At 58.6% G+C, this 12,685-nt stretch carries 12 protein-coding genes and 3 pseudogenes; 9 read left to right on the top strand and 6 right to left on the bottom strand.

The genetic code is table 11. The features are described 5' to 3' along the window. Positions 1 to 2: 2 nt before the first annotated feature. The 4 genes from ASD00_RS12140 to ASD00_RS12125 form a co-directional block, all read right to left on the bottom strand. Positions 3 to 980, bottom strand: coding sequence for an ABC transporter permease (locus ASD00_RS12140; RefSeq protein WP_057206712.1), 978 nt, complete (start codon positions 978 to 980; stop codon positions 3 to 5). 155 nt (positions 981 to 1,135) lie between these two features. Next, positions 1,136 to 2,116 carry a sugar ABC transporter substrate-binding protein gene (locus ASD00_RS12135; RefSeq protein ID WP_057206710.1) on the bottom strand — a complete coding sequence of 327 codons (981 nt, stop codon included), beginning with the start codon at positions 2,114 to 2,116 and terminating at the stop codon, positions 1,136 to 1,138. Between the two features lie 46 nt (positions 2,117 to 2,162). Next, a complete protein-coding gene (locus ASD00_RS12130) occupies positions 2,163 to 3,365 on the bottom strand; it encodes a mandelate racemase/muconate lactonizing enzyme family protein (RefSeq protein ID WP_057206708.1) in 1,203 nt (400 codons plus the stop codon). Between the two features lie 11 nt (positions 3,366 to 3,376). Then, positions 3,377 to 4,099 (bottom strand): FadR/GntR family transcriptional regulator, encoded by a 723-nt coding sequence (locus tag ASD00_RS12125; protein WP_025430665.1) that lies wholly within the window; start codon positions 4,097 to 4,099, stop codon positions 3,377 to 3,379. A gap of 112 nt (positions 4,100 to 4,211) precedes the next feature. Here ASD00_RS12125 and ASD00_RS12120 point away from each other — a divergent pair, with 112 nt between their 5' ends. The 7 genes and pseudogenes from ASD00_RS12120 (at position 4,212) to ASD00_RS41625 (ending at position 10,366) form a co-directional block, all read left to right on the top strand. Continuing rightward, a complete protein-coding gene (locus ASD00_RS12120; protein ID WP_057206706.1) occupies positions 4,212 to 5,108 on the top strand; it encodes an SMP-30/gluconolactonase/LRE family protein in 897 nt (298 codons plus the stop codon). An 833-nt stretch (positions 5,109 to 5,941) separates the two neighbouring features. Next, positions 5,942 to 6,336, top strand: a pseudogene (locus ASD00_RS38650) (type IV secretory system conjugative DNA transfer family protein); the annotation flags it as partial. Between the two features lie 41 nt (positions 6,337 to 6,377). Beyond that, positions 6,378 to 6,581 carry a hypothetical protein gene (locus ASD00_RS12110; protein WP_057206701.1) on the top strand — a complete coding sequence of 68 codons (204 nt, stop codon included), beginning with the start codon at positions 6,378 to 6,380 and terminating at the stop codon, positions 6,579 to 6,581. A 164-nt stretch (positions 6,582 to 6,745) separates the two neighbouring features. Further along, positions 6,746 to 7,897 carry a Fic family protein gene (locus ASD00_RS12105; RefSeq protein ID WP_057206699.1) on the top strand — a complete coding sequence of 384 codons (1,152 nt, stop codon included), beginning with the start codon at positions 6,746 to 6,748 and terminating at the stop codon, positions 7,895 to 7,897. Further along, positions 7,894 to 8,472 (top strand): ProQ/FINO family protein, encoded by a 579-nt coding sequence (locus tag ASD00_RS12100; protein WP_337797698.1) that lies wholly within the window; start codon positions 7,894 to 7,896, stop codon positions 8,470 to 8,472. The genes ASD00_RS12105 and ASD00_RS12100 overlap by 4 nt, the downstream gene beginning before the upstream one ends. A 639-nt stretch (positions 8,473 to 9,111) precedes the next feature. Then, positions 9,112 to 9,327, top strand: coding sequence for a DUF3072 domain-containing protein (locus tag ASD00_RS12095; protein WP_057206695.1), 216 nt, complete (start codon positions 9,112 to 9,114; stop codon positions 9,325 to 9,327). A 685-nt stretch (positions 9,328 to 10,012) separates the two neighbouring features. Next, positions 10,013 to 10,366: a hypothetical protein gene (locus tag ASD00_RS41625; RefSeq protein WP_156408456.1), complete on the top strand. Its 354-nt coding sequence runs from the start codon at positions 10,013 to 10,015 to the stop codon at positions 10,364 to 10,366. A gap of 76 nt (positions 10,367 to 10,442) precedes the next feature. Here ASD00_RS41625 and ASD00_RS41620 read toward each other — a convergent pair. Then, positions 10,443 to 10,556: pseudogene (locus tag ASD00_RS41620) on the bottom strand (type II toxin-antitoxin system VapC family toxin); the annotation flags it as partial. Between the two features lie 390 nt (positions 10,557 to 10,946). Between ASD00_RS41620 and ASD00_RS39930 the strand changes: the two are divergent. Both ASD00_RS39930 and ASD00_RS38635 read left to right on the top strand, forming a co-directional pair. Further along, positions 10,947 to 11,393 carry a hypothetical protein gene (locus ASD00_RS39930; protein ID WP_057206689.1) on the top strand — a complete coding sequence of 149 codons (447 nt, stop codon included), beginning with the start codon at positions 10,947 to 10,949 and terminating at the stop codon, positions 11,391 to 11,393. A 108-nt stretch (positions 11,394 to 11,501) separates the two neighbouring features. Continuing rightward, positions 11,502 to 11,720, top strand: a pseudogene (locus ASD00_RS38635) (ATP-binding protein); the annotation flags it as partial. A gap of 194 nt (positions 11,721 to 11,914) precedes the next feature. On the opposite strand, the gene ASD00_RS12075 reads toward ASD00_RS38635, so the two are convergent. After that, positions 11,915 to 12,679, bottom strand: coding sequence for an SDR family oxidoreductase (locus tag ASD00_RS12075; RefSeq protein WP_082523524.1), 765 nt, complete (start codon positions 12,677 to 12,679; stop codon positions 11,915 to 11,917). Positions 12,680 to 12,685: the final 6 nt, after the last annotated feature.

Here is a 12,685-nt window from a genome sequence, read left to right as displayed (position 1 = left end):
GATCAGACCTCCACTTTGATGGACTTTGCGCGCTTGCGCAGCCAAGAGTTGGCGACCACCGCAAAGATGGTCAACGAGCCGATGGCGAACTTGAACCAGTTGGCGTCGACCTGGCTGAGAACGAGACCATTGTCGATCACGCGGATCAGCGCAACGCCCACGATGCCGCCCAAAACGGCGCCGACCCCACCGGTCAGTGCAGTGCCGCCGATGACCGCCGCCGCCACGGCCTGAAGCTCCATTCCCTCGCCGATTGACGGCAGGGGCGAACCGAGGCGCAGCACCTGGATCAATCCGGCAAATCCGCTCAGTACCGAGCAGAGAATGAAACAGGCGATCTTGACGCGCGCTGTCGGGATGCCGAGTGCCGCTGCCGCAGGCAGGAATCCGCCGGTTGCTCGGATCCAGTTGCCTAAGTTTGTACGGCTAAGGAGCAACGACACAAGACCAGCGATGGCCAGAAACCAGATGAATGACATTCTCACCAGTTCGCCCGGCCCGACGAAGCTAGTGAAGAGCCACGTGGGGAGATCGGCCGGTAGAAGCGGCGGAAATCCGCCGGAGATCACGACAGTCAGGGATCTGGCGACAAACATCATGCCAAGCGTGGTGATGAAACTTGGTATTGCGAAGCGAATGGTCAGAAAGCCGTTCAAAAGACCGATAGCGACGCACACAAGAAGGCCGGCGATCAGTGCCAGTGGGAACGAAATCCCTGTAACCATCAGCACCGCCATCGACATCGGCATCAGGGCGAATACGGCTCCCACTGAAAGGTCGAATTCACCGCAGATCATGAGAACCGTCACACCAATCGCGACCAATGCCATCTCGGGCAGGATCCCCAAAACGCCGCGCAAATTGTCAAGACTCAAGAACACGCCTTCAGACTGGCTCTGGAAGATACCCATGAGAAGCAGGAGAAGGATAAGCGCGGCCAGTTCGGGCTTATCCATGTAGATTTTCAAAAAACGTTTCATTGCATGCGGCTCCAGTGCGAGAGGGCGGCGATGTGCTCGCCGTACCCTCTCGGCCAAATTTGGCGCTCTGCGCGTTCAACTTAACGCGCAAAGCACACTCTAACGCCCTGAACAGGCTAGTTTGTCTCTTCGCTCCGGCCCCCCGGGGACGTGCGTTAGCGAAGCCCCTTGGCGGAGAACTCCATGATCGTCTCGGCATCGGCCGGGCGAACAATGCCCTGCCCCGTGTCAATGTCGGACGGGGCAAGTCCGAAAGTCTTGGCGAGATAGACTTGCATGACTGGCATGAAGCCCTGCATGTACGGCTGCTGATCGACCTGAACCTGGACGTAGCCGGTCTGCATCTGCTGGACGACTTCCGGCACGAGGTCGAAGCCGCCTAGCAGCACCTTGCCCGGCTCGACGCCGCGATCCTTCAGCACCCGTGCGACCGCAGCATGCCAAAAGCCAGTGTCGAAATAGGCCGTGGTGTCGGGGTGGGCATTAAGATAGGCGCCAACACGATCGGCCGTAATCGCAAGATCAGTGCCGCTATCGATTCGCTCCCAAGAAACCTCTCGGTTGGGATTGGCGGCCTTGTATTCCTCCAGGAAATCCATGACGCCCTGCCCGCGTGCCTCAGACCAGTTCTGGCCTGGAGCCGAAACTCCGACCAGTACCTTAATCGGCCCCTCCTTCGGGAAATTCTGCGCCATGGCCTGACCGAGCGAGTGGCCGGCTGGTCGGAATCCCTGGCCGACAAAAGCAGCGCGCATGTTTCCTTGTGCGCCCTGACTGTCATCCACGTTGACCCCGATCACGACGACGTTGTCCTTCGTGGCGCGGGCGATGACGTCGTCGAACGCCTTGTCGTCGACGATCGAAGTTAGAAGGGCATCAGGCTTGCGCGCTAGGGCCGCTTCCATGTTTGAAAGCTGCTGCTCGACGGAGCCTTCGTTCTGCGTAAAGACCATCTGGCAGTTGGCTGCGATCTTCTCGCAGGCGTCGTCAAAGCCCTTCTTCACCGCCTGCCAAAACGTATTCGACGCCGACGAATGGTGCGTGAAGACGATGTTTAGCGGCTCCGCGGATGCCCCGAGCGCTGTGGAGCCCAAAAGCGCTATGCTCAAAGCGCACCCAGTCAAAAACCTTCTCATGCTTACTCCTCCCTTGGTTCATTTTGATTGCAGCTGAAGGTCCGTGTCAGTTCGTATCCGAGCTGCGGCGAAATACGGTGAATGCCTTATCGAGGTCCGGATTGAGTTCCATGCCCAGTCCGGCGCCTGGCGGTACCGTGATCATGCCGTTCTTGACTTCGGGCAACGCCGTAACGAGGTCGCGGTACCAGGTCTTGTAGAAGGCGCGGACGCTCTCCTGCACCAGCGCATTGGGCGCGTTTAGCGACAGATGCGTCGATGCGCAAAGGACGACCGGGCCAGTGCAGTCATGCGGCGCGACGGGCAAGTGCCATGCCTCCGCCATAGCGGCGATCTTGCGTGCTTCCGACAATCCGCCGCACCAGCTGATGTCGAGCATGACCACGCCGGCAGCGTCGGTTTCCAGAAGGTCGCGAAAGGCCCAGCGCGAGCCCAACGTTTCCGAGGCTGAGATCGGTGCCGGCGAGACGGCCGCGTAGCGCTTGAGGCTCGAGAGGCTGTCCATTTTGATGGGATCCTCGTGCCAGAATGTTTGGTATGGCGCGAGTGCTTTGGCGATCTGCATTGCTGGCAACAGCTGCCACATCGAATGGAACTCGACCATGATATCCATCCGGTCGCCGACCGCCGAACGGATCTTCTCGAAGGGCTTAAGCGCCGACTTAAGATCGGGCAGTGAGATATATTGGCCGCGCGTCTTTTCCGCAGAGATATCGAACGGCCAGATCTTCATCGCCGTGATGCCCTCTTCAAGCAGGGAATGGGCAAGTTCGTCGGCGCTGTTCAGGAAGCCATTGAGGTCGTCGTAATTGCGCGCGGACGACGAGGACAGATCATAGTTCGCTGTCGTCTGGCCGGTCGCCTTCTTGATGTACTCAGTGCCCGCGCATGTGTTGTAGGTCCGGATTTCCTTGCGACTGAAACCGCCGAGCAACTGGGCGATCGGCTGGTTCGTTGCCTTGCCGAAGATGTCCCACAGCGCGATGTCAAAGGCCGAGTTGCCTCGCACTTCAGCTCCGGAGGAGCGAAACCCGAGGTACCCCACGAGATCGGCGGCGAGGAGGTCGATCTGCAAGGGGTCGCGGCCGATGACCCGAGGCGCGACATATTCATGAATATAGGTTTCGACGGTCTCGGCGCCGAAGAACGTCTCCCCGAGCCCGGTCAGCCCCTCATCCGTATGGACCAGGAGCCAGAGAAGGTTCGGGCGCTCCGCGACGCGGACCGTTTCCAGTTTCGTTATTTTCATAAGGCTGCTTCCTATGCGATGCCGGCGGCAAGAAGCGCCTTGACGCTCTCGTCGAAATGCCGGGCCATGAGCTGACTGGCTGCTTGCGGATCGCCCGCAGCAATCGCTTGCGCCAACTCGATATGGATTGCGTTCATTGCGTGCCGCTCTGCGTCCGAGGCGCGGCTACGCCAACCGATCGGCCAAGTCTGCCGCGACACGCCCTGGAAGGCGCCGACAATCATCGAGAAGATCGGATTCTTTGAAGCGCGGGCGATCTCGAGATGAAACGCGAGGTCGCTCTCCATTACTTTCTCCGCGTCTACAAAATTGTCCTCCATTGCCTTCGCAAGTCCGAGAATGGTGCGCGCTTCCGCGTCCGTCCGCCTCAGTGCGGCGAGCGTCGCTGTACGGGTCTCTATGGTTCGGCGCACGTCGTAGACCTGATTGATGTTGATCTGGGCAGTGTGTACGCCGTGCTCGATCATCAAGGACATTGCTCCGTGATCGAGCTGCGCCACGGTGGCGCGCTTACCCGCACTGAGATCAATCAAGCGCATCGTGGCGAGCGACCTGAACGCCTCGCGGACCACCGATCGAGATACGCTGAGTTCCTTCGATAAGGTTGCCTCACTCGGCAGCCGATCGCCGGGGCCGAGTTCATTTGTCCGGATGTGCTGGGTGATCGCGCCGATCGCGGTGCCGACCAGGCTGCCGGCTATATGTTGCTCATCTTCAACTGGCCGCAGATTCATACATCGCCTCCCGAAATGCCAAAACCTGTCGGACAGGTTTACTTGATCCGATTCATAGTTTACGCATAAGCTGTATGTCAAGATTGAATTCGAAGACCAAAAGGGGAATTCCATGGGAGTTGAGGTTGACGTTGTTCTCGCCGCGAAAAACGTCGTCGGAGAAAGTGCCGTATGGGACGAACGAGAACATGCGCTATGCTGGGTCGACATCGTCGGGAAATCGATCCATCGCTTACGCCCGAACTCGGGCAAGCACGAAAAGTGGAACTTCCATGATCTCGTGACTTCAATTGGCCTTCGTAAGGACGGAGGCGCCATTGTCGGATTGAGGAAGTCAATTGCGCTATGGGACTTCGGCGGCCAACTCCGCGCCATAGCAGAGGTTGAATCGGAGCTTCCGCGAAATCGCCTGAACGAAGGCGTTGTCGGGCCAGATGGCGCATTCTGGGTTGGCACCATGCAGGACAATATCGGTCTCGATGGCACGCCGCAGGCGATAACGGCAAAGACGGGAAGGCTGTATCGTTATGCGGGCGGAGAGCTATGCTCGGTTTCGGATGACCACTTTGGCATCACCAACACACTGATATGGACTGAAGACGATCGGCTCATTACGGCCGACACCGAAGACAACACGATCTACAGTTACGCCTTGGATAACAAATCCTGGTCTCTTCATGACCGGCGGAGGATCCTTTCTGGCTTCAGTCGTGGTCTTCCAGACGGATCTTGCGTCGATGCGGAAGGTTTCATCTGGAATTGTCGCGTCGCCGGTGGCGGTTGCGTGGTTCGTTTCACGCCGAGCGGTATAATAGATCGCATTGTCGATCTGCCCTGTTCGTGGCCAACCAGCTGTGCTTTTGGCGGGCCTGGACTTGAAACGCTGTTCGTTACCTCAGCACGCTTCACGATGACCGACGCGCACCTTGCCGACAATCCGTACGAGGGAGCTGTGTTCGGGATGCGGGCAGGTGTTTGTGGGCAGCCGACCAATCGGTTTGGTCAATGACACAAATTGCAGGTTGCCAGAGATATTAGAGCACCCATCTGCCGGTGACGGCGCGCTTGCGCCGATTGAGCCTTTCCGCCAGCACCGCCGCAAGTGGATGATCCAGCAATGGACCGTCAACAATCGAAGCTAGTACCCTCACGATTGATTATGCGATCTTGAGTGGCAGCCGAACGGACCGATGTTCTCGACCGGCCGGATAAGGAGGAGTCTGCTTCGGCCGATGTCTATCGAGCGGATCATAACGCTAATCGAGCCGCACCCTCGCGGTTGGTGTTCGACAGGAACACCGGGGACAGCCGATCTAAGGTCAAAACAAGTTTCCCCTGTCAGCGCGCGCGCAACGGCGACGCGCCCCGGGAACCACGATCACATCCTGCTTCTCGCGCGTCCAACTCTCCGACTGACGCTCTGCTTCAAGTCGCCGGCACCACCTACGGCCGGCCGATGCGCCGTGATGGCTGAGCGCCCTGGCGTAATGGCGGGCGACCTTGCGCTCCTTGTTGTCGCCGAACAGCCAGCCTTGCCGCGCAGCTCCGCGAACGTTTCGGGCGTTCAGCGACCGACCTCGCCAAAGCCTCACCGTCTATACCCTTGTCCACTAAGGCGACCTTGACCTTAAAGGCGACACCCTCCGGATCGACATAGACATTGCAGCCTACGGAACGCACCGTTGCCATGGCCCGCTCGAGGTCGGGTTTCGCCTTCTAACGAGCGACGTCCTCGATGGTGCGAGAATGTTTTGTCAGCGCCGGCACAAGCGGCTCAACTTTTTCCGCCGGCCTCTCCACACCTTGTCCGCTTCGCTGCACCTCGTCAGTGGCTGAGGGCTGATGATGGCGGGTTACGGTGTCCAGCTCTGGCCGATCCTGCAGGATCTCCACCAGCTTCGTGCGACCTACGGACAGCGCGCCGGAACCTTCCTCTCGAATGCCGGCGTGCTGCAGGTGTTCGGCGTCAACGACCACGACAGCGCGCGCCTCGTCTCTGATCTGCTCGGACAGGAAACTGTCGTCTTCCAGACTATGGCCCGCGCGCTTGATTCCGAGAAGTCGGGGATCTCCTACAGCCAGCAGCACACGGCCGCCCACTGCTCACGCCAGACGAGGTACGAAACCTTCCCGGCCATGCTCAGTTGCTGTTTCTTGCAGGCCAGCGACCGGTCGTCGCCGCAAAGCTCGCCTATTATGCTGACCCAGAATTCAAGGGAGCGTTCGATGGAGCTTGAACCTGCCCTGCTCACCACGATCGCCTCAAACAGGTTGCCCCATGACCGTGATTGTGGTCGAAAAGCTGCATGCCACCGGATCGCCGACCACGCTTGCGCAACTCGTGGAGATCACAGGTCTCGCCAGAAACGTTACTGCCCAGACCCTCGACCCGCTCATACAGCGCGGGCCCGCCTCGGCAATGCCATCCTCCGTTCGGTCCGATATCAACCGCCTCTCAAAATGGGCGATCGCGCTGATTTGAGGACCGTCCCTTTAACGCCCCTCCTCCCTGCCACCCAAGGCAGAGAGATGGAATCGGCCTTGGGGCTCCGATAGGCCCACTTGGCCGGATTGGGTTATAGGCGCGGTTGCTATCGCTCATGATTTCCGGCAAAAATGAGGTATAGAAAAGGAAGTCTATAGCTCATGAAATGGAACTGGACACAGCAAGGCTGGCCCGAATTCAGTTTTGACGCTTCCCGGCTTGAGCCGCTTGAACGGCAATTCCTTTTGTCATCTGGTGAGGTCATCGGCGCAATCCGCCACGTCAGCGACAATGAACGCGATCAACTACGCATAGAGTTGATCAGCGAAGAGGCGGTGAAGACATCGCAAATCGAGGGAGAAATGCTCGATCGTTTGAGCGTCCAATCCTCTTTGCGCCGACAGTTCGGTCTAGAAGCAGACAGCCGGCCGATCAAGCCGCAGGAACGCGGGATCGCAGAAATGATGGCCGACGTCTATGGCACTTGGTCGCGGCCTCTGGACCATGAAACGCTCTTTCGGTGGCATGGAATGTTGATGACGGGAAACCGTCATATGGGAACGATTGGTACATACCGAATACACGAAGATGCCATGCAGATCGTATCTGGTCGCCACGATAAACCTATCATCCACTTTGAAGCGCCACCGTCAGTACGAATACCGGACGAGATGGCCGCCTACGTGGATTGGTTCAACAAATCCGCAACTCACGGTGAAGCCCCCCTCCCCGCTTTGACACGTGCTGGTATCGGCCATATTTATTTCGAGAGCATCCATCCTTTCGAAGATGGCAACGGTAGGCTCGGTCGAGCGATTTCCGAAAAATCACTTGCACAGAATATTGGACAACCAAGTCTCATTGCACTCGCCTTCACGATTGAGCTTGCCCGAAAGGAATACTACAGCCAGTTGGAGAAAAACCAGCGCACGTTGGATATCACCGAATGGCTGATCTACTTCGCGCAGACCATCCTGGAAGCGCAACAGACGACATTGCGTCGGATCGACTTTTACCTCGACAAGGCGCAATTCTATGATAGGTTTCGCGGGCAGTTCAACGAGCGGCAGGAAAAGGCGGTCGCCCGCATGTTCCGTGAAGGCCCTTCGGGATTTAGAGGCGGGCTGAGCGCCGAGAACTACATCGCGATCACACAAACCTCGCGAGCGACCGCCACTCGTGATCTTCACGACTTGGTGGAAAAAGGCGCACTTGTGCGAACCGGCGAACGTCGCCATACGCGGTATTCCCTCAGCCTAACTGAGACGAAAATGCACGATCCGGGATTCAGAGGCGCCTTTGATCAGGCATGAGTTGCTACAGGCCAACGGTATTTGAAATAACGCATGAGAAACCTTCCATGAGCAAATCGTCGAGAGACAAACTTGGCCCAGTTGCTGCACGGGACACGGATGTGTTGAAAGCGCAGGCAATCAATGCGCTACTCACACAGCCGATTGCCATTCTTCCCATGAAGCCCGGCGATCCAATCCGACCCTTCGGGCTCGGACTCTGGCCTGAAATCAGACCCCTTCTGCGGCCTGGCCTTAGCGTCTCGACCCTGCGCCGCGCGACCGGAACCTTTCTCCACTCAAAGAGATACCATCTAGCGATCGCGCAGCTAGGCTCCGTCCGCCACGATATAAACGGCACAGCGATAGGCCTAGTATCGGACACAGACGGGCTGGCGGCCGAGCAAAAAATTGAAAGCTTGAGAAAGCGCGATGAAGCCCGAAAGGCAGCGGCACCTGCGGTTGTCCGATCCATCCCACTTTCGAAGGCTGACATGATCCCGCGCTGCTCTGTTCAATCGGGACAATCCGCCGGGTTAAATCAGGGCGAGCGGCATCGAGCAGCAGCGGCTGCTCGCCCGCGGAAAATGTCTTAGTCGCCGCGCGTGCCGATGAAGGTAGTCGGCTTCGAGCGCCAGCGAGAATGAGCGTACCAGGCGCCGGCAGCGCAGCTAAAAAGCCTCGTCTCGGAGGATCAGCATCGCGACGGCCAACGCCGGGATCCGGGAAGCCTAGGCCCGGCAAGCCGCTCCAATTGAAAAGCGCCCTGCCTTCACCTGCCCGACCTGACCAGCAAACCTGCGTATCGATGATACCCGTCTCTGGCGGCCGCTGGATCATCATTGAGACGATGCAGGGCGCATGCTTACGAGGGCCCCGGCGATGCGCTTTCTCTCGCCAGGCGGAAACGCTGCGATCGATTCCGCAAATCGATGTGGCGAGCGGACGACAACTTCCGTCGAGATCCGGCTTTCGATCTCCGACTGCCATACCGGACGGCGGGCAGCCTAAATCGTTCACGCTTGCAGATCGTGAACCGTTTGGCTGAGAGAGGAGCCCAGGACCTGGTCGCCGCGTGCGGATCATCTAATGGTCGCCGGTATACTCTGAACGGGCTCTCTACCGGGTGCGGCGCTCACTTCTAATGAAGGGCCGACGATACAGGCGACGATCGACAGATGGTTGGAACCCGCACGCGCCCTGGAACGTTTAGAGAACGAATTCAGGAGGGTGTTATGACTGTCAATCCGAAAACCGATCCTTCTTCCAACACACAGAAAGACCCCGACGATTGGGTCAGCGGCGACGAGCCGATGACCGGTGCGCAGCGGTCCTATCTGAAGACCCTGTCGGAGCAGGCGCATCAGCCCGAGGCCTATGCTGAGGATCTGACCAAGGCGGAAGCATCCAAGAAGATCGACGAACTGAAGCAGTCGCTCGATTTGGAATGAATCGCCGCGTGCGGCCACCATGCATTGAAGCCGATAGCCGAGGACGCACAGTGACATCACGAATCTCTGGAACTTTTTTCACGAGAGGCGATTTTTGCTGATTAAGCCAGCCCGGTCACGCTGCGAAACAGCCAACGTCGAGAAAACGGCCATGCAACACGAAGACACCAGACAACAGTATAGCAAGGTGGTTCACGGCTGGAATCAGCGGTACGACCTGGAAGAGTTCATCCGCGCGCACCGGCTTATGCCCCTTGTCGCACGTGAACTGTTTGAGAAATTCGGACCATACAAAATCGACCTCGATCGAAAGGTCGCCGAGCTCGGAGCAGTGGGAAAATCTAATCGTGGGCACTAGTCGAGAGTTCCTCTACGCGCCCCTAGACGACCAGGCGGTCGTTCCCTCCATCTGTCGGCCGCCTGGAATAAACTTTTCTCACAGATAGCAGCTCGCTTCGCGAGCACGACGCGCTTAACTGTGGGGCGGCTGCACCCGTCAAAAAAACGGCCCCCGTAATAGAGGCCATAATCGCATTGCCAAGTCCAACTTACTACGATGTCTGCTCAGGTGGAATACCCTTCTCCACCAGCCGAGCCTTACAGAAGACCATTGCCGTGTCCCGGGCCAGCAGCCCATGCTGCCGACGGTGAGGCGATCGACCTCCACGATTTCGGGCTTGTCGCCGTGTTCCGGCAACCCAGCCAGGCGATCGCCTGTGCATTCGATCTTCGGAGCCGCCTGAATCAAATCGGCCTGAATGTGCAAGCAGCCATCCACATCGGCGAGTGCGGAAGACACCACGGCCATGCCGGCCCGGTCCTGCAGCTTGCAGCGGGACTTGCGGGCTGCGCGAGACCGGGCGATATCATCGCCTCCCGCACCGTGCGCGATCTCGCCATCGGTACAAACCTCTCCTTTGATCCACGCGGGGAGCTCGACCTGCCCGGAATCCCCGGCCCATGGCGGTACTTTTCCGTTGGCCCGGTTTTGGCCATGCCCCGTACGGGAGCATCCAATGAATTACCGGAAGATAATTGACCCGATCGGGAGCACCCGGCTGCCTGCAGTTCCTTGTCGCTCCAATGGCGTGTCGATGCCGTGCCCTCCCTCAACGCATCCGGTCGCCATAGTCGTGGCGCAGCCCGCACAACCATTCGGTGAGGTGCGCGACAGTTTTTGGATCCGATTCCTGTTTCAGGGGAATGCCGCGCATGATTTCGCCAAGCGAGAAACGCACTCAGGTGATGCTGTAGCTTCGCAGGGATCAGCGCCGTCGGTGGGGTTATTTGCACACGCTATGGTTCGAAATCGGCTTCAAATGTGCAGCTTTGGTCATGTCACCCGCAATTTTATTAGTAAATGTGAAAAAAACATTGGCTTTCCGAAGCGATTAATTGACGGCTCCGACGACCCCGAAAAAAACGTGGCACCGGAGGGGGTTATCTTCGTCCCGGGATATTTGTTCTGTTACGGCCTCAGCAAAACTCCGGCTCTGGATGCGGTGCACGCAACCTATGCTTAGTGGAGGTCACGGAAGGACATGCCTAGCCTCGTTGTTGAGGAGTGAGTTATTGCTCGGCGGCTGGGCAAATACTTGAATCAACATTGGGAGACCAGCATGAAAAAGTATCTTCAAACAGTTGCTATCTGCGCCATCGTTGCGGCGGGTTACACGGCGCCAGCATTCGCTGACGGCGGCAAAATCGGCGGAGCCGGCGAAATTGGCGGCAAAAGCGACGGTGCGAGCGGAACGGGCGCTGATAGCGGCAGCGGCGGTGGTGGAGACAGCGGTAGCGGCGGCGGTGGAGACAACGGCAGCAGCGGCGGTGGAGACGGCGGCAGCGGCGGCAGTGAAGGTGGCGGCGGCAGTGAAAGCGGCGGTGGCAGTGAAAGCGGCGGCGGCASTGAAAGCGGCGGCGGCAGCGAAAGCGGCGGCGGCAGCGAAAGCGGCGGCGGCAGCGAAAGCGGCGGCGGCAGYGAAAGCGGCGGCGGCAGCGAAAGCGGCGGCGGCACTGAAAGCGGCGGCGGCACTGAAAGCGGCGGCGTCGTGTCAACCGCGCGTTAAGCGGGACAGTCTGCTGGTAAACAGACCGGCAGAACTCTATCCTGGCAGCGAGGGGCCTTTGCCCCTCGCTTTTTTTTCACAAGCGCCGTCAGTCGGCGAATGTCGGCTCGGCTGGCAATCTCAATTCCCAAGCTGCTCATCATCGACGAGCTTGGCTATCTTCCGTTGAAACTCAATACAACCCATCTGCTCTTCCAGCTCGTGTCCGGCGCTATGAAATGGGTGCCAATGCTCGTCACAGCCATGTCATCACGATCCGTGGCGACAGCTATAGAAAAGCGCCGCAGTGGACTCCTGCAGAGGCCAGCAACGCCTGGCAGAGATTGATCCAGCTCGCTTCAAGCAAAAGAACCTCAGAATGATGCAACGGCTGGTCAGAACATGGCGCATGGAACTGGCTGGGCTAGTCATTCTCGATGGCGGCTGGATAAGGAGTCTGCCCCTATCGTCTGCTTTGGTCGCTCGGCCTCAAACTGGCGGTCTAGGGCCTCGACGTCACCCTAGCCGTAGGGCGCTTTAACTCAATATCCACCGGAAAGAATGAGTGTCTCGCCGGTTACAAAACTGCTCGCCTCAGACGCCAGAAATAGCGCCGCACCAACCATTTCGTCAGGTCGTCCTGCCCGACCCATCCAGTTCAGCTTGCGGACGTAGTCCGCCCACGCTTCAGGATCCGAGTCACGTCTGTCCGCATTCCTGTCGGTATCGATCAAGCCCGGGGCCAGTGTGTTGAGAAGCACACCCCTGCCGGCGTAGTCTCGCGCCAGGCTCTGGACGAGATTGTGTTGAGCCGCCTTCGTGGCGGCGTAGATCGAGACGATCGCCTTTGGCCGTATCTGATTGATGCTACCGACGTTGATGACGCGACCCCAGCCGCGTTCCGCCATTGACGGAAGCACCGCTTGCAGCATGTCGACGGTCGACCGCAAATTTACATCGATCTGCAGATCAAGGTCCTCGGGTTTGACATCCTCAAAGGTGCCATTGATCTGTGCGGACGCGTTGATCACCAAAATGTCGAGGGGACCAGCCGCAGCCTCGGCGCGCTCGATGAGCATGCGTCCAGCCCGTTTGCTAGACAGATCACAGTAAACGGAGACGGCTTGTCCCCCGGCCTCCCGAATGGAACGCTCGACGTCGGCTGCTGCACCTTCCGTTTGTCCATGGACAACGACGCGGGCGCCATAGGCGGCAAACCCTTTTGCGATTGCCGCACCGATGCCGCGGCTGGAACCGGTGACGAGTGCCGTCCGCCCCTTCATCGAGAACATGTCCTGGTATGTCATCAAAGT

It is taken from the genome of Ensifer sp. Root31, from assembly GCF_001424825.1.
Lineage (GTDB): Bacteria > Pseudomonadota > Alphaproteobacteria > Rhizobiales > Rhizobiaceae > Ensifer > Ensifer canadensis.
The sequence above is the reverse complement of the archived record's forward strand: the minus strand, read 5'-3'. Positions and strand labels throughout refer to the sequence as shown.